Here is a 21443-nt window from a genome sequence, read left to right as displayed (position 1 = left end):
GGCTTAGTGTTATTGAGCAACTGCAGTTGCCATGGGATGGCACCGCATCTTCTTTCAAATGGACTTGAGGTATTGCTCCGTGCAAACGCTCACCCGCACGCGCCAGGTAATCCGCGAACTGGTGCAGGCCAGTGCATTCGTTGAACTCAATCGCTTTTTTGACAAGCTTGAGGCTCAATGGCGCCAAGCCCCGCCCGGCGAGTTCCCGGCCTACTTGGCGGCCATTGAAGGGCACATGCTGCTCGACCAGGAAAACCAGGGCGACAGGGCCCTGAGCCAAGTGCTCAGAGCCTGGGTTGACGCGTGCCCCAGGGCTTACCACCCACAAGTGGTAATGGGTATGCACTGCTTCCACCGGGCCTGCCAGGTGCAGGTTGATGGCCCACGCAACGCTGCGCGCTTGTTGGCTGTTGCGCAAATTTGTGAATCCGCCACCGCGCACCTGTTGCGTGCAATGGACCGCTCTGCGCACCCCGTGGCAGCGGCCATTGGCATGCTGCGCATCAGTGCGCAGTTCCATGAGCCTGGTTGGTTGCTGCAACTGTTTCAGGGGGAGCCTGCACGCTTCAGGCCCAGTGCCCATGCCGATGTAGAGGTACAGGAAGCTGCAGCGCCGTTGCTGGTGAGGCATGGGCTGTTGCCCTTGGCCGAGCTGCCACAGTCGCTGCCGCGCTACCTGGGCAAGCGGGTCGACCATGAAAACGAGGACCCTTGCTATTACTGGCTGCGCCATGCGCTGATCGCCCGCCCCGGCTGCTTCGAAGCTATCCAGGCCCTTGCTGTGTACCTGCTGCCCCGCTGGCGCGACAGCCTCGATGCGTTTGAGCTGTTGATCAATGGCCCGCTGTGCGCAACCTGGGACGAGCGTTTGCGTAATGCGCTGCACTGGATGGCCGTCGAAGGCCGGCTGATGCTGCCACAGTCTGATCCGTTGCAAGCCGTCGCCGACTGGCTGGACGTGCTCGAAGACTGGTCACAACGCCCGTTGAGGCCCAGGGAACGTGCTGTCGTTCTGGCATGGCGGGGGGCGCTGCGCAGCAGGGCATCGGGCGACCATGCTGGCGCTATGCGCGATTTTGCCGCGAGCTTGGCGTGCAATGCCGATCTCGGCGCCATTCGCGCCATGGGTGTGCCGTTTCGCTGTTTGGTCGAGCTGATACTGCGCGATGGCATGGTAGATGAGAGGCAACTGTTACACGGGGCTATTGAGCGCCTTTGTGACGGCCGTTCACATGCTGCTGCCTGTGCTCTACGCGCGGTCGGGCACCGTTTCGGGCTGTGGGCGCTGCCACACTCGGCCGAGCAGGCAAGGCTATGGTTGCAACGGGCGGTGAATCGCCAGTGCGCGGGCCAGGCACCGGGGTTCGAAGTGCTTGAAGTGGCACGGGTGCTGTGGGTAGCCAACCGGCATGAAGTTGCCTGCTACCTGTATGAACGCTGCGCCGAACTGAACCTGCCGGGTGCTGCCCTGGCCTTGTACGAGCTGCACCATGGCGACCTGGACAATACCCCGGCGCATTACCTGGATGACGAGGCCGCCGGGTACTGGCTGCAGCGTGCGGTGGAGGCGGGCAGCAGGCAGGCCAAATACAACCTGGCCTGCCTGCGCATGGACAGCGATGAGGATTTGAACGAGCGCAGTGCCATGCTGGCGGTCAGGCGCCTGCTTGTCGACGCGCTGGGCAACCCGCAGATCAACGCGCGTGCGCGTTTGCATCTGGGGATTTTGTTACGCCGGTTTGGTGAGGCGCAGGAGCGGACCGAGGCGGTTGCTTACCTGCTGAGCCTGGTCGAGCACCCGGACCCGTGGCTTGCAGGGCGTGCCAGCGCCGAACTGGGGCTGGCCTGGATGCAGGGGCGTGGCACCCGCAAGCAAAGCCGCTTTGCCGCCATCGAATGGGTCAACCGAGCGGCCAGTTTGCAACCAAGGGATATGGCCATTGGTGATATCCAGGCCCAGATCCTCAATTCGCACAACCGGGTGAAGACGTTGTTTATTCAGTGCGGGGCGGCGTTGTTCCGCGGCAGCTTGCATGCCAGTGAGCTACCACCGAAACAGGGCTTTACCCACGCCGAGTCGTTACGGGTTCAACCTGCATCGGAGGGGCTTAGGTGCGCACATAAACCCAGGCTGTCAGGCCCGATGCGAGGGTGACGGCGACACGCTTGTAGTCGGCAACTTCATAGCGATCCGCCGCTGCCAGTTCGTCTTCGCTGATCTGGAAGACCATACCTGCCACGCTGTCGTTGGCCTGGCTGCTGGGGGAAACGATGGGATGATGGGACTTGCCGCTGGTCGCCAGTACGTCTGGGTCAGTGATCTCGATCCAGTCCAGGCGGTAGCCCGGCATGCGGTCGGCCTGGCCGCTCAGATCACGGCCAAAATTGGCCAGTTGCACGGCTTTATCCTGCAAGGTGCCGTAGGAAAACAACAGTACCGGGTATGCGCTGGAGGGCTGCATTCACTCATCCTGTGAAGTTGGGTTCAGCCGCGCTTCCAGGTCGGCGACCTGCTTTTCCAGGGCCTCGAGGCGTGCACGGGTGCGTGCCAGCACGACCATCTGGCTGTCGAATTCGTCGCGGCTGACCAGGTCCAGCTTGCTGAAAGCGCCTTGCATCAGCACCTTGAACTGGCTTTCCAGTTCAGCGCGGGGCTGGGCGGTATCGCTGCTGAACAGGCGCGAGGCCTGGTCGCTCAGGGCATCAAGGAGGGCTTTGGGCGCGAGCATGGGGCTGTCCACTGAAACGGAGAAATGGCCGGCAGTGTAGCACGCACACACCTGGCGCTTGAGTGCACATTGGCCTTTGTGGGAATGGCCTTGCGTGGCGATTGGGCTGCACAGCGGCCCCGGCAATATCGGCATCAAGGCACAAATCGTAGGGGCGCTTCGCACCCCCATCGCGACGCAAGGCCGCTCCCACAAAGATCGCGTGCGGTTTTCAATCAGGTGCACATTTTTCGCGCAACTTCACCCACCGCCGCGCACCGAAATTGTGCATGTTTTCCATGCTGGCGACTGGCCAATCCCGACTAAATCACATAACGCTCTGTTTTCTGGCGCTTTGTCGGAACTGGCAAGGATTCTGCAAAGACCTGTACGAGCCATGCACTGATGCAGTTCCTTGTGACCAGGCAGTGCGCACGCGGAGCCGGATGCCGACGACGCGTTACAAAGCCAACCGCTGCGCTTAGACTTGAGACGGGTTTGTTTTCCTGGGGCAAGTCCACCAAATCGGGAGAGAGTTTCATGAAGCTAGTCACAGCCATCATCAAGCCGTTCAAGCTGGACGACGTGCGCGAGTCGCTGTCGGAAATCGGCGTGCAGGGCATCACCGTTACCGAGGTCAAAGGTTTCGGTCGGCAGAAGGGCCACACCGAGCTGTATCGCGGTGCTGAGTACGTGGTCGATTTCCTGCCCAAGGTGAAGATCGATGTCGCCATCGATGACAAGGACCTTGATCGGGTAATCGAAGCCATCACCAAGGCAGCCAACACCGGCAAGATCGGTGACGGCAAGATTTTCGTGGTGAATCTGGAGCAGGCGATCCGTATCCGTACCGGCGAAACCGATACCGACGCGATCTAAGCAGCAACAAAGCCTCACCAAACCCAACGCCCCAGGAGAAAACAACATGACTCTGCGTAAGATCGCAGGGCTAGGAGCCCTATTGTCCCTCGTAATGCCCGGGTTCGCCCTGGCAGAGGAAGCTGCCCCAGCGCTGAACTCCGGCGACACCGCCTGGATGCTGACCGCAACGGCGCTGGTGCTGTTCATGACCATTCCGGGCCTGGCCCTGTTCTATGGCGGCATGGTGCGTTCCAAGAACGTGCTGTCGGTGATGATGCAGTGCTTTGCAATCACCGGCCTGATGAGCATTCTCTGGGTCGTCTACGGCTACAGCATGGCCTTCGATACCACGGGTATGGAAAAGGGCGTGCTCAACTTCAACTCCTTCGTCGGCGGCTTCTCCAAGGCTTTCCTCAGCGGCGTCACGCCCCAGAGCCTGACTTCCGCCGCCGCGCTGTTCCCTGAAGCGGTGTTCATCACCTTCCAGATGACGTTCGCCATCATCACCCCGGCACTGATCGTGGGTGCCTTCGCCGAGCGCATGAAGTTCTCCGCCATGCTGGTGTTCATGGGTATCTGGTTCACCCTGGTGTACGCGCCGATCGCCCACATGGTGTGGAGCGGTGACGGTGCGCTGATGTGGGACTGGGGCGTACTGGACTTCGCTGGCGGCACTGTGGTGCACATCAACGCCGGTATCGCGGGCCTGGTCTGCTGCCTGGTGCTGGGCAAGCGCAAGGGCTACCCGACCACCCCGATGGCTCCGCATAACCTCGGCTACACCCTGATGGGCGCCGCCATGCTGTGGATCGGCTGGTTCGGCTTCAACGCAGGCTCTGCCGCTGCCGCCAACGGCACTGCGGGCATGGCCATGCTGGTCACCCAGATCGCTACAGCTGCTGCGGCGCTGGGCTGGATGTTCGCCGAGTGGATCGGCCACGGCAAACCGAGCGCCCTGGGCATTGCTTCGGGTGTGGTTGCTGGCCTGGTCGCCATCACCCCGGCTGCCGGGACCGTGGGCCCGATGGGCGCCCTGGTGATCGGCCTGGCCTCGGGTGTGATCTGCTACTTCTGCGCCACCACCCTCAAGCGCAAGCTGGGCTATGACGACTCGCTGGACGCCTTTGGTGTGCATGGTGTTGGCGGCATCATCGGCGCCATCCTCACCGGCGTGTTCGCAGCCCCGGCACTGGGCGGCTTCGGCACCGTCACCGATATCGGCATGCAGGTCTGGGTACAGGCCAAGGGCGTGATCTTCACCGTGGTCTACACCGCCATCGTCACCTACGTGATCCTCAAGGTGCTGGATGTGGTCATGGGCCTGCGGGTCAACGAAGAAGAAGAGTCGGTCGGCCTCGACCTGGCTCAACACAACGAACGCGGCTACAACCTGTAACTGCGACGCGGTAAAAACTTGCCCGGCTTGCCGGGCATTTTTTTGTCAGATTTTTAACATTTCCCGCTCGGCAAACGGTTTATCTGGCACGTTCGCGACGTAGGCAGAAAACTTACAAGTCGTGGGGCATTTATGGTGCTTTGCTTTTTCCACGAGCGCGCTAGAATGCGCGCCGAAGGGTGTTTGATGAGTAGTCCGCACACTTCGCCAGCCTTTGCTAGGCTTGCCAATAGCGTGTGGCCAGCAGGGGCTAATGGATTTGTCAGGTCCTGCCAGGAGCAGGGCCTGCTGGGTGCCGCCTCCCATCAGGAGCGCAGACTCAAGGGCAGTGGCCTAACCCACGGCCAGTTGAATTTTCACTGGTGGCTGCCGGTCTACGGCTGCACTGGTCTATAACTAACCTGCTTTTCGCAAGTCATGAGGTAGAACATGAGCGACGACGATCTGGAAAATGATGACCTCGAAGTAGGCGACGATGACGAGGCTGATGAGGGCCTCGAAGCGGCGGCTGACGATGGCGCCGAAGACGCTGGCGACGACGACAGCAGCCCGGCACCCACTGCCAAGGGCAAATCCAAGGCGGCGGTCTCGGTAGACGAGATGCCGAGCATGGAAGCCAAGCAGAAAGAGCGTGATGCCCTGGCCAAGGCGATGGAAGAATTCCTGTCGCGCGGTGGCAAGGTGCAGGAAGTCGAGGCCAACGTGGTCGCCGACCCGCCCAAAAAGCCGGACAACAAGTACGGCAGCCGCCCTATCTGAGTGGCTGAACGCAAAAAAGCCCGCCGTCGCTGCGGGCTTTTTTGTGCCTGTGGGAGCGTGCGTGCACGCGAATGGGCCGCAAAGCGGCCCCCTTCAGCGCCAGCGCGCGAGCACGTCTGGCAGTTGCGACAGGCGCTGGATCTCGGCATCCGGCGCCTGTTCGCCTGCCCACGCCTTGCCCTGCGGGTTGAACCACACCGCGCGCAAACCGGCGCGCTGGGCACCGGCAATGTCATCGCCAGGGTGATCGCCGATGTGAACCGCCGCACCCGCGTCCACCTCGCCACGGCGCAACGCTTCAAGGAAGGGGGCAGGGTCCGGCTTGCCGATGCCCAGGTCCTCGGCGCACAGGGCAAAGCGGAAGTAGTCGGCCAGCCCCAACCGGCTCACGTCGGCGTTGCCGTTGGTCACCACGCCCAGAATGTAATGGTGACGCAGGATCTCCAGCACCGGCTGCACCTCGGGGAATATCTCTACCTGGTGGCGAGCATGCAGGAACACTTCAAAGCCTTCGTTGGCCAGCGCCTGCGCTTGCTTCTCGCTGTAGCCGACCTCTTCCAGGGCATGGAACAACACCCGCCGACGCAGGGCGCTGATGCGGTGTTTGAGGCCGGGTTCTGCCTGTACCAGGCGCTCGCGAATGGCAAACAGGTGCTCCACCGGCACGCCCCCCAGGATTGGGGCATTGGCTTCTAGCCAGTCGCGCAGCACGACTTCAGCGCTGGCGATGACCGGGGCGGTGTCCCACAGGGTGTCGTCGAGGTCGAAGGTGATCAGCTTGATGCTCATGAGTCTGTGCCTTTGCTGCGTTTGGCCCGAGGGTGGGCGCTGTCGTACACCGCGGCCAGGTGCTGGAAGTCCAGGTGGGTATAGATTTGCGTGGTGCTGATGTCGGCATGGCCGAGCATCTCCTGCACCGCGCGCAGGTCCTGGGACGATTCCAGCACATGGCTGGCGAAGGAATGGCGAAGCATGTGTGGGTGCAGGTGCTGGCCCAGCTCGCGCTCACCGACGGCCTTTACCCGTTGTCGCACGGCACGGGGGCTGATGCGATTGCCCTGGCGGGTAATGAACACCGCACGGTCACGCGGGTTGCCGATGCCACGCAGGCGGTACCACTCCTGCAGCGCCTCGCGCGCCTTGCGGCCAACCGGCAGCACGCGGGCCTTGCCGCCCTTGCCCAGTACCTGCACCAGACCGGCTGCAAGGTCGAGATGGTCGAGGTCGAGGTTGGTCAGTTCGGACAGGCGCAGGCCTGACGAATAGAAGAGTTCGAGCATCGCCTGGTCGCGGCGGGCAATGAAATCGTCGTCGACGCCGCCATCGAGCAACTGCTGGGCACGGTCGGTGTCCAGCACCTTGGGCAGCTGGCGCTTACCTTTGGGTGCGCTCAAACCAGTGGCCGGGTCGTGCTGGCACAGGCCCTCGCGGTTGAGGTAGCGGTACAGGCCGCGTACAGACGACAGCAGACGTGCCAAGCTGCGCGAGGACTGGCCATGGTGGTGCAAGCGGGCGATCAGCTGGCGCAACTGCTGGATCTGCAACGCCTGCCAGTCGGCGATAGCGTGTTCCTTGCAGTAGGCAATGACCTTGTTCAAGTCACGCCGATAGCCCAGCACGGTGTGCTCCGACACCTGGCGCTCATTGCGCAGGTGTGCGCAATAAGCTTCCAGCTGGCGTTCCATCAGCGTACCGAACGCAGGGTCTGGGTGACGCGAGGTACAACGCGGCCGAGCACTTCGGCGATGTAGCCGAGGAACAGGGTGCCGACGCTGCTCTTGTAGTGTTGCGGGTCGCGGCTGCCGATCGCCAGCACCCCGTGCAGCCCCTGGTACTCCAGGGCGGCCACGGCGCTGGAGCCGACTTCGCGGCGCTGCTCTTCACCGAACAGGAACGCCAGTTCGTGCTCGCGCAGGTTACCGCTGACCGTCTTGCCGCCGCCCAGCAGGGCGCCGATGGCCTGTTGGGCCTCGGCGTTGCTGACCCAGCGCCCGACCGGGGCGACGTTGTCGCCGAACAGGATCAGGCTGACGAAGGGCACCTGGAATTCCTGGCGCAGGCTGTCTTCGACCGCCATGACGACTTCCTCCAGGCTGCTGGCATCGAGCAGGTCGAGGATCAGCCGGCGGGTCTTGTCGAACAGCCGGTCGTTGTCGCGGGCCACGTCCATCAGTTGCGAAAGGCGATGGCGCATCTCGATGTTGCGGTCGCGCAGCAGCTTGAGCTGGCGTTCCACCAGCGACACGCTGTCGCCACGCTGGTGCGGGATGTGCTGTTCGATCAGCAACTCGTCGTGCTCGGCGAAGAACGTGGGGTGGGCGCGCAGATAGGCGACCACCACCTCGGCATCGAGCTCGGCGGACTGCTGGGGTACAACCTTGGGCTGATCGGTCATGGCGGTTACTCGCTTAGAGACGAACCTGTCCTTCGTAGACGCGTACGGCCGGGCCAGTCATCACCACGGGCTTGCCGGGACCCGCCCACTCGATGTGCAGGCGGCCACCCGGCAGGTCCAGCGACACCGGGGAGTCCATCCAGCCCTGGCTGATCGCGGCCACGGCCGCGGCGCAGGCGCCGGTGCCGCAGGCCTGGGTTTCGCCAGCGCCGCGCTCCCATACGCGCAGGTTGGCGCGGTGGCGATCGATGACCTGAAGGAAACCGGCATTCACCCGCTGCGGGAAGCGTGGGTGGTGCTCGATCTTCGGGCCCAGCTCATGCACGGGGGCAGTATGCACGTCGTCGACACGCAGCACCGCATGCGGGTTGCCCATGGACACGGCGGCAATCGAATGCACATGGCCGTCGACTTCCAGTGGGTAGTGCTGCGCCTGCGCGTCGGCTACGAAGGGGATTTCGGCAGGGATGAAGCGTGGCGGGCCCATGTCGACACTCACCTGGCCGTCGTTCTGCACGTCCAGCACGATGATGCCGCTCTTGGTTTCCACGCGGATGCGCTTTTTCGCGGTCAGGCGCTTGTCCAGTACGAAGCGGGCGAAGCAGCGCGCGCCGTTGCCACACTGCTCCACTTCGGAGCCGTCGGCATTGAAAATGCGGTAGCGGAAGTCCACTTCCGGATTGTTCGGCGCCTCCACGATCAGCAACTGGTCGAAGCCGATGCCGGTGTGGCGGTCACCCCATTGCTTGGCGTGCTTGGGCTGGATGTGCGCGTGCTGGCTGACCAGGTCGAGGACCATGAAGTCGTTGCCCAGCCCATGCATCTTGGTAAAACGCAGCAGCATGGGCTTACTCCGGCAGCAGGCTTTCGCCAGCATACAGTTCGGCGATGGTCTCGCGGCGGCGTACTTCGAACGCCTGGTCGCCGTCGACCAGGATTTCAGCGCAACGGCCACGGGTGTTGTAGTTGGAGCTCATGACAAAACCATAGGCGCCCGCCGACTCCACGGCCAGCAGATCACCTTCGGCCAGGTTGAGTACACGGTCTTTGCCGAGGAAGTCGCCGGTCTCGCAGATCGGGCCGACCAGGTCATAGGCACGGCCTTCACCTGCACGTGGCTTGACCGCGCTGATACCCATCCAGGCCTGGTACAGGGCCGGGCGGATCAGGTCGTTCATTGCCGCATCGATGATGGCGAAGTCCTTGTGTTCGGTGTGCTTGAGGTATTCCACCCGGGTCAGCAGGACGCCGGCGTTGGCCACGATGTAGCGGCCCGGTTCGAACACCAGGGCCAGGTCGCGGTGGCCCACGCGCTCGCGGATGGCCTTGATGTAGTCGGCTACCAGCGGCGGCTGTTCATCGCGGTAGCGCACGCCCACACCACCACCCAGGTCCAGGTGGCGCAGGTGGATGCCGCACTCAGCCAGGCGGTCGACCAGCACCAGCAGGCGGTCCAGGGCGTCGAGGAATGGCTCGACGGTGGTCAGCTGCGAGCCGATGTGGCAGTCGACCCCGACCACTTCCAGGTTCGGCAGTTGAGCGGCGCGCACGTAGATGGCTTCGGCGTCGGCAATGGCGATGCCGAACTTGTTCTCTTTGAGGCCGGTGGAGATGTACGGGTGGGTGCCGGCGTCGACGTCCGGGTTGACCCGCAGCGACACTGGGGCGACCTTGCCCATTTCGGCGGCCACCACTTGCAGGCGCTCCAGTTCGTCGGTGGACTCGACGTTGAAGCAGTGCACACCCACTTCCAGGGCGCGGCGCATGTCTTCGCGGGTTTTACCCACGCCGGAGAACACCACGCGGTCGGCACGGCCGCCTGCAGCCAGCACGCGCTCCAGCTCGCCGCCAGAGACAATATCGAAACCTGCGCCCAGGCGTGCCAGCACGTTCAGCACGCCGAGGTTGGAGTTGGCCTTGACGGCGAAGCACACCAGGTGCTCGGCGCCTTGCAGGGCGTCGGTGTAGCTGCGGTACTGGGCCTCGATGTGGGCGCGCGAATACACGTAGGTTGGCGTGCCGTAACGTTCGGCCAGGGCCGACAGGGCCACGCCTTCCGCGAACAGCTCGCCGTCGCGGTAGTTGAAAGCGTTCATCTGGTTTCCTTTACTGCGCTGGCGACTGCTCGAGCTCGGACTCCGGCTCTGGCTGCTGCTCTTGTACCGGGGCCGGCTTGGCTTTCGGCTGGTGCTGGTGCGACTTGTGTGCCTTGCCGTTATCGCCGTCTTCAGGCAGATACAGCGGGCCCTTCTGGCCGCAGGCCGAAACGAGGCAGGCAACAGCGACCAGCGCCGCGAAGGAGGAAATCAGGCGCTTCATGGGTGAAATCCTTAGAAAAATGCAGTATTGCGCCCGAGTATACCGAGCGACCGGCGGCTTGCCTATGCAAGGGCCGGTCCGCCGGGCGGGCTATCCTTATCGCCTGGAAAAGCCCCGGTGCAAGCGGGCTTGCCTGCAAAGAGGCCAGTGAAGGCAACGGCTAAACTTTTGCATTCGGCGGCAAGCGCCCGTATCTTGCCCGGCTTGCCTGTAACGCAGCCAATTTCGAGGTTCCTGCAATGAGTTTGAGTGAAGCGCGTTTCCATGATCTGGTCGACGCTACCCAACAGGCCCTGGAAGACCTGTTCGACGAGAGCGGCCTGGACCTGGACATGGAGAACTCCGGCGGCGTCCTCACCGTCAAGTTCGAGGGCGGCGCCCAGTTGATCTTCAGCCGCCAGGAGCCGCTGCGTCAGCTGTGGCTGGCCGACCGCTCCGGTGGTTTCCACTTCGATTACGACGAAGACACCGGCAAGTGGGTGTGCGAGAAGAGCGAGGAGCTGCTGGGCGAAATGCTTGAGCGCATCGTCTGGGAGCGGGCCGGCGAGAAGCTGGACTTCGACGAGATCTGACATGAGCAGCGTCCAGGCTCGGCCGCCCAAGCCGCTTTACAGTAATGTCAGCCCTGCGGTGCCGTCACCGTGCATCAGTGTCTGCCGGCTGGATGAACACCGGGTGTGTACCGGTTGCCATCGACATGTCGAGCACATCCGTGAATGGCGCTCGGCCGATGATGAACGGCGCCGGCAGATCTGCCGCGAGGCCCAGGCTTTGCGCGAGCAGGCTAAGGCACACTGAACGCAGGGGCTTGAGTATTTGCCCGGCTGTGGTAGTGTCGGGTTCTGCGTCGGTGACGCCAAAGCCTTCTCAAACCCCGCCCTTGGGCGGGGTTTTGCTTTATCTGCACATTGAAAACTGCCTGTTCAAAGGAGTCTGACTGGATCATGAGCACCAAGCCTGCCCTCACCCTCACCCGATTGGACGTACAGCGTCTGGAGCGTCTGATCGACAGCCTCGACGAGAGTACGCCGGGTGTGCTCGCCCTGCAGGACGAGCTGGACCGCGCCGCGGAGGTGGTCGGTCACGAGGAAGTGCCAGCGGGCGTGGTGACCATGAACTCCCGCGTGCACTGCCGCGAGGAAGCCAGCGGCAAGGACTATCACCTGACCCTGGTCTACCCGAAAGATGCCGGGCCGGAAGGCAAGGTCTCCATTCTGGCGCCGATTGGTTGTGCCTTGCTCGGGCTGTCGGTGGGAGAACAGATCGACTGGCCGGCGCCGGGCGGCAAGACCCTCAAGCTGAAGCTGCTGGAGGTGGAATATCAGCCGGAAGCCGCGGGTGATTTCGACCTGTAATATTCAGTGGGGCCGCGGTGCGGCCCATCGCCGGCAAGCCAGCCCTACAAGGGCTGCACAGCAGCCCTCGGTCACTCACTCTGCACCTGCTCCAACCCCTCATTCAGCGCCTGCTCCAGCACCCGCTTGTAGCTCAGGTAGACCTGCGTCGCCCCCACCCGGTCATCCAGCAATTCAGACAAATCCAGGTCGGTGATGTAGCAGCGGTAGCGCCCGCCACCCCTGCGCTGTCCGATGATCTGCCGGGCCACCACTGCATACAGCTGGTCACCATGCTCCAGCTCGGAAAACTCTTGCTGATCGCAGTACAGCGTCACATGCGTCGCACCCTCCACACCCGCCTGGATGATGGCTTGCACCTCATAGTAAGGCTGGTCGCTGCCTTCGACCGGGGCCAAGCGCGGTTCGATGCTACGCGCCCTGCCTGCGCCGGAAGGCAACAATTGCGCGTAGTGGATGTCCAGTGAGGCTGCGCGCTGAGTCTCCAGCGGCAGTCTGGCATCGCGGCGCATCACCACCGAACGCAGGAACCGCTGCAGCGGCAGCAGCAGGTGAGCTTCGTCATGCAGGGGCAGGCGTTGCTGCCACAGGGCATTGTATTCATCCAGCACATACAACTCGGCCCAACCATCTAGCAGACGGTAGAACACCTGGATACAAGCCGGGCGGCCTTGTTCCAGCACCAGGCGCAGGTCGTGGTCGAGCAGGGCGTTGTGATCCAGATACAGCGGGCTGTAGGCGCTACGCTCTTCGCCCAGATGGGCCACCAGCGACTCGTGTTCGGCCAAGGTGGCCAGGCGTACATTCCCGGCCAACAGCTCCAGCACATGGGTGTGCTGGGCCACCTGTAGCAGGTAGCGGTGATTCACGCCCTGGTCCAGCAGCAACTGCACCGTATCGAAAATTTCCTCCACGCGTTGGCTGATGGCCTGAGCGCGGCTGCGGCAGAAGCAGCGCACCCGCACCCGTGGCCTGTGGCCACGCAGCACCGGGCTGTTGAGGAAGTCACGCAGGCAGCGTAGCAATGCATGCTCGCCGTCATAGCGCTGGACCAGCACCTCGTTCCAGCTATTGAGGGTCACCTGGTCCAGGGTCAGCACCAGGTTCTCGCGTACGCCTGCGTAGCTCAGCGAGTCGGTGCGCTCGGTGGTCATCAGGATGTTCAGGTCGCGGTGATGACGCAGCGGGTCGATGGCGACGTTGACCAGCAGCAGCACCTCGTCGGCAACACTGGGCTGTAGCAGGCGCACTTCGCTGACGGTTGGCAAGGGCAGGGGGATGCTTTGCTGCAGGCAGCTCAGCAGGTTGAAGAGTTCGAACTCGCCGAGGTCGCTGGCACCCGGGTGCAGCGCCAGGCGCGTGCTGCTGTCGATGACCCCGTTGCGGTGGGCCCAGGCCAGCAGCTCGAGCAGCTCGCGGCAGCGCTTTATCGGGCTGAAGTGCTCCACCTCATGGGTGCTCAGATTGCCGCTGTAGAGCTCCCAGTGGTAGCTGCCCGGCTCCTTGCGGTTGGGTGCCTGAACCAGCGTCAGGGTGCTTTCGGCGAGGTCCGGTGCGATGCCTGGGTTGATCACCTCGACCTTGCCGGCGCGGCGTTCGAAAGCCGCATACAGGCGTCGACCCAGTACATTGAGGTCGCGTTGATCGGCGCGGCTGATGGCGTCGCGGGTACGAGCAAACTGGCTCAGGAAGCGGTAGCTATGGTTCAGCTCGGCCACCAGCTCGCGGCGTTCGACGGCGACCTGCTGCACTTTCCATTGGCTACGGCTGTCGAGCAGGGCCAGCTGCCGTTCGTCCCAACCCCACTCGTCGGCCAGGCGCTGCAGCAGGCGGCGTTGCCAGCCATTGCTGCGGCCCTGATCGCTGAGTTTCTTGTTCACCTTCAGGTACAGGCTGCGCCGTACCAGCTCCAGCCGTGCGGGCTCGCCGCGTTGCAGCAGGTAGCGTTCGATGCGCCGGTAGACCATGACATACGGGTCCAGCTCGTCGAGGTCGAGCTGGTTGACGAACACCGCCTGCTTGTAGTCCAGGCTCAGGCAGCGTATGGCCGGGTGTTCGCTGGCATAGGCCTCGGTCAGCAGCAGCTTGAGCAGTGACTTGTAGGGTGAATCGATGCCTTTGAACAGTTGCCACAGGCCAGCACCGACGAATTCGCCGGGCGGGATGTGCGCCAGGTTGCCGAGGTCGAGCGCGTGTTGGCTGCGGATGAAGCGCTTGGACAACAGGGTCTGCGTGTAGGCGTGGTAATTGTGTTCTTCGTAGACTGGCACCAGCCACCACAACGGTGTGCGGCCGGCCAGCCACAGGGTAGTGCGGTAGAACTCGTCCAGCAGCAGATAGTGCTGGGTGGTGCCACAATCATCGGAGCCGAGCTGGCCATCGCGCTGGCCTTGGGCAAAGCCTTGCGTATCGATCAAGAAAAAATGAGCCTCCGCACCCAGGCTGGCCGCCCACGTCTCCAGCAACTGGCACTTCTGGCGCAGTTCATCCAGCAGCTGTCCGGTAAGGCCAGGCGCATGGCATACCCACAAGTCCATGTCGCTGTGCTCAGCCTGGGCCAGCGAGCCCAGGCTGCCCATCAGGAACAGGCCGTGAATCGGGCTTTGCGGATTGCCATGGCGGGGTTTGTAGGTAAACGAGCGGGCCATGCGCTGGGCCTCTGCTACCAGCTCGGCGCCTGGCTCGTAACCCGAGACCCCTGCGGGGGTGCTGCCCGAAACGTAGCCCGGCAATAGCGGGTGGTTCACATGGAACAGCAGCGGCAGCAAGGTCAATACCTGTTGCTGGCGTGTCGACAGACCTTCCATTGCCCGCTGCAGGCGGCGCTGGTTCAGCTGCAGGAAGCGTGCGCGCAACGTCGCCAGGACCTTGCGGTCGATGCCTTCCTCCAGGTCTGGGCGGATTTCGTGAGGGTGGTTCATTGCGCACTCGGGCAGGCCAGCGGGGCTGCCGCGAGTTTAGCCTGAGTGGTCAGGCCGGATAAGCGCTAAATCAAATATTGACGCCATTTTTCCAGCGCCTGCGAGATGGCTCCAGCTTTGGCTGCGCTTGAGGCATGATGTGCGCATTAGGTTGATGAAGAGATTGTCCGATGCGTGTATGGATCGATGCCGATGCCTGCCCCAAGGCAGCCAAGGATCTGATCGTCAAGTTCGCCCTCAAGCGCAAGTTCGAGGTGGTGATGGTGGCCGGCCAGGCGGTGGCCAAGCCAGCGTTCGCGATCGTGCGATTGATCGTGGTGCCCAGTGGCATGGATGCGGCCGACGATTACCTGGTCGAGCACGCCGTGCCGGGCGAGCTGGTGATCTGCAGTGACGTGCCCCTGGCTGACCGCCTGGTGAAAAAGGGCGTAGCGGCGTTGGACCCGCGCGGGCGCGAGTTCGATGAGCGCAACATGGGTGACCGGCTGGCAGCGCGCAATCTGTTCACTGAGTTGCGCGAGCAGGGCCAGGTGGGGGGAGGGCAGGCGTCTTATGGGGAGCGCGACAAGCAGGCGTTTGCCAATGCGCTGGACCGGATCGTAGCGCGGCTCTCCAAGGCCTGATGCGGGGCTGCGTTGCAGCCCCCAGTATTACTGGTCGTCGGCGTGCGTCAGTTCCAGCACCCGGTCAACCAGCTTGTAAATACCGCCAGCCGCCTCACTGATCGACTTCGCCTCCATGTACGCCGGCGTAGTCACCAGCTTGCGCTGGGTATCTTCGACAATATCGTGCACATCGCACACTTCATGGGTGCCGCCCATCTTTTCTACCGCCGCCGCAGTGTCGGCATCGCTACCGATGGTGCAGACCACGCCCGGCCCGTAGATTTTCGCCGCCAGCGCCGGCGAGATGCAGATCAGGCCAACCGGCTTGCACGCAGCGGCAAACGCCTCGGCCAACTGCAGCACATCCGGGTTGACGCTGCAGTTGGCGCCTTCCACGGCAAAGTTGGACAAGTTCTTCGCGGCACCGAAGCCGCCCGGCACGATCAGCGCATCGAATTCCTCGACCTTGGCCTCGCGGACGTCCTTGACCTCGCCGCGAGCAATGCGTGCAGATTCCACCAATACATTGCGTGACTCGGCCATCTCCTCGCCGGTCAGGTGGTTGATTACATGCATCTGCGCAATGTCCGGCGCAAAGCACTGCACCTGCGCCCCACGCTGGTCGAGGCGCAGCAGGGTGATCACGCTTTCGTGGATTTCGGCGCCGTCATACACGCCACAGCCGGAAAGAATCACCGCTACTTTTTTTGTCATGTTTAAAGCTCCAGTTGTGTAGCGCCTGTGAGATCGAGCGCCGCCGCGCGGCGCATCGCGAGCTGGCGCTCGCTCCTACGGTTGATTCGGGCCCGTCATGCTTGTGACAGGCGCGCTACAGCCTTTGTTCGCATGAAACGATAGCAAGCCATGCTTCAAAGCGGTCGCCCGAAAACACCACAGGAACAATTGGCCCGAAAGAAACTAGGCGCGGGCGGCGCTCGGTGTGCGCACCACCTCAAAACGCAAGACAGGCACCGTGCTACTGGTGGTCGCGCGGCTCCTCTAGTGCCTGGCCTGCCGCCTTGCGCTCCGCGCGCAGGGCGCGGAAGCGCCGACGCAGCCACAGCAGGCCGCCCAGCGCCAGCAGGCCACCGAGCACCCATAGCTCGTAGCGTTTCACGTTGCCCAGCAGGCCTTCGAGGATGGCGCCGAAGTGGTAGGCGGCAGCACCCAGGGCAATGGCCCAGATGGCCGCGCCAATGCCGTTCAGTAGCAGGTAGCGGCGGGGCGGATAGCCTGACAGGCCGATCGCCACGGGCATGACTGTGCGCAAGCCATAGACGAAGCGAAAACTCAGCACCCAGATATCGGGATGGCGGCGGATGTGACCCAGCGCCCGGTCACCCATGGCCTGCCAGCGCGGTTTGCGTGCCAGGATCCTGCGCCCGTGGCGGCGGCCCATGAAGTACCACAACTGGTCGCCCGCGTAGCTGCCGAAAAATGCCACCAAGCACACCAGGTTGATGTCCATGTAACCGCGGAACGCAAGGAATCCCGCAAGCACCAGGATGGTCTCGCCTTCGAAGAAGGTGCCTAGAAAAAGGGCAAAGTAGCCGAAATCCTGCAGGAATTGTTGAAGCATTTTCTGAGGTGCTGGCGAAATGAACGCGCAGCCTACCCCTTCGCGCGCGTTCGTGAAAGTGTCCAAATGTGTCTCGACGTGAACAATTCCTACAACGACAATGCCAGACGCCACGCGTCATGGCTTGCCCTGCTGTGTAACACAGGCGTCATAATGGGCGCTTATCTTGCCGCTCAATTGATGATAGGGCATTAACGTCCTCAGGAACGCCAGATGAATAATGAAGTGCTATCCCCTGTCGCGATCAAGGATGCTCACGAGCTCCCCGAAGAGATGGTGCAGACTCCGCCAGATCTGCCACCGGCAACCGAGCCAGAAGCGGAGCCAGCAGCGGAGCAGGTGGCCGAGCCTGCGGCCCCGGCACCTGCTCCGGCCCCGGCAATCGCCGTGCCTGGCCTGGACGACAGCAGCCTGTACATTCATCGCGAACTTTCGCAGCTGCAGTTCAACATCCGCGTGCTGGAGCAGGCACTGGACGAGAACTACCCGCTGCTTGAACGCCTCAAGTTCCTGCTGATCTTCTCCAGCAACCTGGACGAGTTCTTCGAGATCCGCGTTGCCGGCCTCAAGAAGCAGATCAACTTCGCCCGCGAACAGGCCGGCGCAGACGGCCTGCAGCCGCACCAGGCGCTGGCGCGCATCAGCGAGCTGGTGCACTACGAGGTGGAACGTCAGTACGCCATCCTCAACGACGTGCTGTTGCCGGAGCTGGAAAAACACCATATCCGCTTCATCCGCCGCCGTTACTGGACGCCCAAGCTCAAGACCTGGGTACGCCGCTACTTCCGCGACGAAATTGCCCCGATCATTACCCCGATCGGCCTCGACCCGACCCACCCGTTCCCGTTGCTGGTAAACAAGAGCCTGAACTTCATTGTCGAGCTAGAGGGTGTCGACGCCTTCGGTCGTGATTCGGGCCTTGCGATCATTCCTGCCCCGCGCCTGTTGCCGCGGGTGATCCGGGTCCCGGAAGAGGTGGGTGGCCCGGGGGCCAACTACGTCTTCCTGTCGTCGATGATCCACGCGCACGCCGATGACCTGTTCCAGGGCATGAAGGTAAAGGGCTGCTACCAGTTCCGCCTGACCCGTAACGCCGACCTGGCGCTGGACTCCGAAGAGGTCGACGACCTGGCACGCGCCCTGCGCGGCGAGCTGTTCTCACGCCGCTACGGCGACGCCGTGCGGCTGGAAGTGGCCGATACCTGCCCGAAACACCTTTCGGACTACCTGCTCAAGCAGTTCAGCCTCAGCGAAAGCGAGCTGTACCAGGTCAATGGCCCGGTCAACCTTACCCGCCTGTTCAGCATCACCGGTCTGGACAGCCACCCCGAGCTGCAGTACACGCCGTTCACCCCGGCGATCCCCAAGCTGCTGCAGAACGCCGACAACATCTTCAGCGTGATCGGCAAGCAGGACATCCTGCTGATGCACCCGTTCGAATCTTTCACCCCGGTCATCGATCTGCTGCGCCAGGCCGCCAAGGACCCGCACGTGCTTGCCGTGCGCCAGACCCTCTACCGCTCCGGGGCCAACTCGGAAATCGTCGATGCGCTGGTGGATGCTGCGCGTAACGGCAAGGAGGTCACGGCGGTGATCGAGCTGCGTGCGCGCTTCGACGAAGAGTCCAACCTGCAGATGGCCAGCCGCCTGCAAGCGGCCGGTGCCGTTGTGATCTACGGCGTCGTTGGCTTCAAGACCCACGCCAAAATGATGCTGATTCTGCGCCGCGAGCAGGGCGAGATCGTGCGTTATGCGCACCTGGGCACCGGCAACTATCACGCCGGCAACGCCCGTCTTTATACCGACTACAGCCTGCTGACCTCTGACGATGCCCTCACCGAAGACGTCGGCAAGCTGTTCAGCCAGCTGATCGGCATGGGCAAGACCCTGCGCATGAAGAAGCTGCTGCACGCGCCGTTCACCCTGAAAAAGGGCATGCTCGACATGATTGCGCGGGAAACCCAGTTCGCCCTTGAGGGCAAGCCGGCGCACATCATCGCCAAGTTCAACTCGCTGACCGACGCCAAGGTCATCAAGGCGCTGTACAAGGCCAGCCAGTCGGGCGTGAAGATCGACCTGGTGGTACGCGGCATGTGCTGCCTGCGCCCTGGCATACCGGGGGTTTCGCACAATATCCAGGTGCGCTCGATCATTGGCCGCTTCCTTGAGCACACCCGGGTGTTCTACTTCCTCAATGGCGGCGAAGAGCAGATCTACCTGTCCAGCGCCGACTGGATGGAGCGTAACCTCGACAAGCGTGTCGAGACCTGCTTCCCGGTCGAGGGCAAGAAGTTGTTGCTGCGGGTGAAAAAGGAACTGGAAGGCTACCTGACCGACAACACCCACGCCTGGACCTTGCAGCCAGACGGGCGTTACGTGCGCAGCGCACCGACCGGCAACCAGAACCCGCGCAGTGCCCAGGCGACCCTGCTGGAGCGCCTGAGCAACCCGGTCCTCAACGTACGCTGAGGACGAAGCCGACCCGGGCCAGCCACTCCGCCTCGTTGGCGAAGTCGGCCTGGGTCAGCTGGTTCTGTTCCAGCCAGCCTTCCGGGAAGGCCACATCGAGGCTGTCGTCGGCGGCCTTGAGTTGTACTTTCGGCATTTGCTGGTTGCCACGAATGTGGTGGAACAGGATGGCGAAGCGCAGCAGCACGCACAGGCGCAGCAGTTTTACCCCTTCCTCACCCAGCTCGGCGATCTTGTCTTTCGGGATGTTGCGACGGTGACCGCGTACCAGCAAGGCCATCATCTGCTGGTCCTCGCGGGAGAAGCCCGAAAGATCGGAGTGTTCGATCAGGTAGGCGCCGTGCTTGTGATAGTGATAGTGGGCGATATCCAACCCTATTTCGTGCACTTTCGCTGCCCAGCCCAGCAGATCGCGCCAATTTCCGTCTTTCAGCTGCCATGCTTCGGCGACCTGGTCGAAGGCGTGCAGGGCCTTGCGTTCGACGCGGGCGGCCTGGCCCTGGTCGACATGGTAACGCTCCATCAGTGAGTTGAGGGTGCGCTCGCGCACGTCCTCGTGATGGTGGCGGCCGAGCAGGTCGAACAGCACGCCCTCGCGCAATGCGCCGTCGCAGTGGTCCATGCGCTGCAGTTCCAGGGCGTCGAAGATTGCTTCGAGAATCGCCATGCCGGCCGGGAATATGGCGCGACGATCTGGTTTGACGCCGTCAAAGTCGATCTTGTCGACCTCGCCCAGCTTGAACATCTTGCGCTTGACCCAGGCGAGGCCTTCGGCATTGACCTCGCCGTTGCCCAGGCCGCCCGCCTTGATCGCGGCGCCGATCGCGCGAATGGTCCCGGACGAGCCGATGGCCTCATCCCAGGTCAGGCGATGCAGGGCGTTCTCGATGCTCATCAGCTCCAGGCGCGCGGCGGTGTAGGCCTGGGCATAGCGGGCCGGGGTAATCTTGCCGTCGCGGAAGTAGCGCTGGGTGAAGCTGACGCAACCCATCTGCAGGCTTTCGCGCAACAGTGGCTCGAAGCGCTGGCCAATGATGAACTCGGTACTGCCGCCACCGATGTCGGCGACCAAGCGCTTACCAGGGGTGTCAGCCAGGGTGTGAGATACACCCAGGTAGATCAGGCGCGCCTCTTCACGGCCAGAAATGACCTCGACCGGGTGGCCGAGGATAGCCTCGGCGCGCTGGATGAATTCGTTGCGGTTGCGCGCTTCGCGCAGGGCGTTGGTACCGACGATGCGCACGGAGCCAGCCGGCATGCCGTTGATCAGTTGGGAAAAGCGCTTGAGGCAATCCAGGCCTCGTTCCATCGCATCTTCACTGAGCTTGCGATCTTCGTCGATGCCGGCGGCAAGCTGAACCTTCTCGCCGAGCCGCTCAAGGATGCGGATTTCGGTATGGTGGGCCTTGGCCACGACCATGTGGAAACTGTTGGAGCCAAGGTCGATGGCGGCGATCAGGGACAGGTTCTTCGCGATGGTATGCGGCATGATCTGGTTGTTCTCGGTCGTTAACCCGGCAATCGTGCCACGATAGCAGGCTGTCGCCAACGCGTGAGACGCCAGGCCTTGATGCAAGGCAATGTGCCATTCGATGCTATGACACTTGTATGACAGTTTCGATTCGCGGCCTCTTGCACAACTATAGTTACACTCAATCGTCCGCGGCTTCCTGTCGAGCGTGGGTGCGGCTATCATGGGCCACGTTTTTTTGCTTACGACCCTGGAGATATCCATGAGCAGCGATCTGATCAAACACGTCACCGACGCCACCTTCGACGCCGAAGTCCTGCAGGCTCAAGGCCCGGTGCTGGTCGACTACTGGGCTGAATGGTGCGGTCCGTGCAAGATGATCGCTCCGGTTCTGGACGACATCGCCTCCACTTACGAGGGCAAGCTGACCGTCGCCAAGCTGAACATCGACGACAACCAGGAAACCCCGGCCAAGCACGGCGTGCGTGGCATCCCGACGCTGATGCTGTTCAAGAACGGCAACGTCGAAGCGACCAAGGTTGGCGCGCTGTCGAAATCGCAGCTGGCCGCGTTCCTCGACGCCCACCTGTGATGTGAAGAGCCCC

The 21443-nt window shown here is 62.8% G+C and carries 22 protein-coding genes; 10 read left to right on the top strand and 12 right to left on the bottom strand.

Features of this window, described 5'->3' with window-relative positions; translation table 11 throughout:
* Positions 1-79 precede the first annotated feature (79 nt).
* On the top strand, positions 80-2155 hold the full coding sequence (locus DMX11_RS04275) for a DUF4034 domain-containing protein (protein ID WP_110743373.1): 2076 nt from the start codon (positions 80-82) through the stop codon (positions 2153-2155).
* Here DMX11_RS04275 and DMX11_RS04270 read toward each other — a convergent pair.
* Complete coding sequence (locus DMX11_RS04270; protein ID WP_110743372.1) at positions 2109-2462, bottom strand: gamma-glutamylcyclotransferase family protein; 354 nt, start codon at positions 2460-2462, stop codon at positions 2109-2111. The genes DMX11_RS04275 and DMX11_RS04270 overlap by 47 nt on opposite strands.
* The gene (locus DMX11_RS04265; RefSeq protein ID WP_110743371.1) at positions 2463-2729 is read right to left on the bottom strand and encodes an accessory factor UbiK family protein; all 267 of its coding nucleotides are present in this window, start codon (positions 2727-2729) and stop codon (positions 2463-2465) included. It lies immediately after the preceding gene.
* A 519-nt stretch (positions 2730-3248) separates the two neighbouring features.
* On the opposite strand from DMX11_RS04265, the gene glnK reads away from it, so the two are divergent.
* The 3 genes from glnK to sutA all read left to right on the top strand — a co-directional run bounded on the left by glnK (position 3249) and on the right by sutA (position 5724).
* Positions 3249-3587: a P-II family nitrogen regulator gene (gene glnK, locus DMX11_RS04260; RefSeq protein ID WP_002555808.1), complete on the top strand. Its 339-nt coding sequence runs from the start codon at positions 3249-3251 to the stop codon at positions 3585-3587.
* Positions 3588-3633: 46 nt separating this feature from the next.
* Entirely contained in the window at positions 3634-4965 is a 1332-nt protein-coding gene (locus DMX11_RS04255) for an ammonium transporter (protein ID WP_110743370.1), read from the top strand.
* Between the two features lie 429 nt (positions 4966-5394).
* Complete coding sequence (gene sutA / locus DMX11_RS04250) at positions 5395-5724, top strand: transcriptional regulator SutA (RefSeq protein WP_110743369.1); 330 nt, start codon at positions 5395-5397, stop codon at positions 5722-5724.
* A gap of 93 nt (positions 5725-5817) precedes the next feature.
* Here the strand turns inward: sutA and DMX11_RS04245 are convergent, their stop codons facing one another.
* The 6 genes from DMX11_RS04245 to DMX11_RS04220 are packed head-to-tail and all read right to left on the bottom strand — an operon-like array spanning position 5818 to position 10438.
* Positions 5818-6513, bottom strand: coding sequence for an HAD family hydrolase (locus tag DMX11_RS04245; protein ID WP_110743368.1), 696 nt, complete (start codon positions 6511-6513; stop codon positions 5818-5820).
* Complete coding sequence (xerC, locus tag DMX11_RS04240; protein ID WP_110743367.1) at positions 6510-7409, bottom strand: tyrosine recombinase XerC; 900 nt, start codon at positions 7407-7409, stop codon at positions 6510-6512. Before xerC ends, DMX11_RS04245 begins: the two co-directional genes overlap by 4 nt.
* Positions 7409-8119 (bottom strand): DUF484 family protein, encoded by a 711-nt coding sequence (locus DMX11_RS04235; RefSeq protein WP_110743366.1) that lies wholly within the window; start codon positions 8117-8119, stop codon positions 7409-7411. The genes xerC and DMX11_RS04235 overlap by 1 nt, the downstream gene beginning before the upstream one ends.
* Before the next feature lie 13 nt (positions 8120-8132).
* The gene (gene dapF / locus DMX11_RS04230) at positions 8133-8963 is read right to left on the bottom strand and encodes a diaminopimelate epimerase (RefSeq protein WP_110743365.1); all 831 of its coding nucleotides are present in this window, start codon (positions 8961-8963) and stop codon (positions 8133-8135) included.
* Positions 8964-8967: 4 nt separating this feature from the next.
* Positions 8968-10215, bottom strand: coding sequence for a diaminopimelate decarboxylase (gene lysA / locus DMX11_RS04225; protein WP_110743364.1), 1248 nt, complete (start codon positions 10213-10215; stop codon positions 8968-8970).
* A 10-nt stretch (positions 10216-10225) separates the two neighbouring features.
* The gene (locus DMX11_RS04220) at positions 10226-10438 is read right to left on the bottom strand and encodes a lipoprotein (RefSeq protein WP_110743363.1); all 213 of its coding nucleotides are present in this window, start codon (positions 10436-10438) and stop codon (positions 10226-10228) included.
* A gap of 239 nt (positions 10439-10677) precedes the next feature.
* On the opposite strand from DMX11_RS04220, the gene cyaY reads away from it, so the two are divergent.
* The 3 genes from cyaY (at position 10678) to rnk (ending at position 11793) form a co-directional block, all read left to right on the top strand.
* Positions 10678-11010: an iron donor protein CyaY gene (gene cyaY, locus DMX11_RS04210; protein ID WP_110743362.1), complete on the top strand. Its 333-nt coding sequence runs from the start codon at positions 10678-10680 to the stop codon at positions 11008-11010.
* A 1-nt stretch (position 11011) separates the two neighbouring features.
* A complete protein-coding gene (locus tag DMX11_RS04205; RefSeq protein WP_110743361.1) occupies positions 11012-11236 on the top strand; it encodes a DUF1289 domain-containing protein in 225 nt (74 codons plus the stop codon).
* Positions 11237-11382: 146 nt separating this feature from the next.
* On the top strand, positions 11383-11793 hold the full coding sequence (gene rnk / locus DMX11_RS04200) for a nucleoside diphosphate kinase regulator (RefSeq protein WP_110743360.1): 411 nt from the start codon (positions 11383-11385) through the stop codon (positions 11791-11793).
* A 71-nt stretch (positions 11794-11864) separates the two neighbouring features.
* Here rnk and DMX11_RS04195 read toward each other — a convergent pair whose 3' ends face one another.
* Positions 11865-14714 carry a class I adenylate cyclase gene (locus tag DMX11_RS04195; RefSeq protein ID WP_110743359.1) on the bottom strand — a complete coding sequence of 950 codons (2850 nt, stop codon included), beginning with the start codon at positions 14712-14714 and terminating at the stop codon, positions 11865-11867.
* A gap of 170 nt (positions 14715-14884) precedes the next feature.
* Between DMX11_RS04195 and DMX11_RS04190 the strand changes: the two genes are divergently transcribed.
* Positions 14885-15337: a YaiI/YqxD family protein gene (locus DMX11_RS04190; RefSeq protein ID WP_110743358.1), complete on the top strand. Its 453-nt coding sequence runs from the start codon at positions 14885-14887 to the stop codon at positions 15335-15337.
* Between the two features lie 27 nt (positions 15338-15364).
* Here the strand turns inward: DMX11_RS04190 and elbB are convergent, their stop codons facing one another.
* Together elbB and DMX11_RS04180 are read right to left on the bottom strand one after the other, a co-directional pair.
* Positions 15365-16033, bottom strand: a complete 669-nt coding sequence (elbB, locus tag DMX11_RS04185) for an isoprenoid biosynthesis glyoxalase ElbB (protein WP_110743357.1) — start codon at positions 16031-16033, stop codon at positions 15365-15367.
* A 262-nt stretch (positions 16034-16295) separates the two neighbouring features.
* The gene (locus DMX11_RS04180; protein ID WP_110743598.1) at positions 16296-16898 is read right to left on the bottom strand and encodes a DedA family protein; all 603 of its coding nucleotides are present in this window, start codon (positions 16896-16898) and stop codon (positions 16296-16298) included.
* Between the two features lie 213 nt (positions 16899-17111).
* On the opposite strand from DMX11_RS04180, the gene ppk1 reads away from it, so the two are divergent.
* A complete protein-coding gene (gene ppk1, locus DMX11_RS04175) occupies positions 17112-19367 on the top strand; it encodes a polyphosphate kinase 1 (protein WP_110743356.1) in 2256 nt (751 codons plus the stop codon).
* On the opposite strand, the gene ppx is transcribed toward ppk1, so the two are convergent.
* Positions 19354-20856, bottom strand: coding sequence for an exopolyphosphatase (ppx, locus tag DMX11_RS04170; RefSeq protein WP_110743597.1), 1503 nt, complete (start codon positions 20854-20856; stop codon positions 19354-19356). The genes ppk1 and ppx overlap by 14 nt on opposite strands.
* A 244-nt stretch (positions 20857-21100) precedes the next feature.
* Between ppx and trxA the strand changes: the two genes are divergently transcribed.
* Entirely contained in the window at positions 21101-21430 is a 330-nt protein-coding gene (gene trxA / locus DMX11_RS04165) for a thioredoxin TrxA (RefSeq protein ID WP_054894093.1), read from the top strand.
* Positions 21431-21443 lie beyond the last annotated feature (13 nt).

The sequence above is a fragment of the Pseudomonas sp. LB-090624 genome (assembly GCF_003205205.1).
Lineage (GTDB): Bacteria > Pseudomonadota > Gammaproteobacteria > Pseudomonadales > Pseudomonadaceae > Aquipseudomonas.
This window is presented reverse-complemented; position numbering and strand designations above follow the sequence as displayed.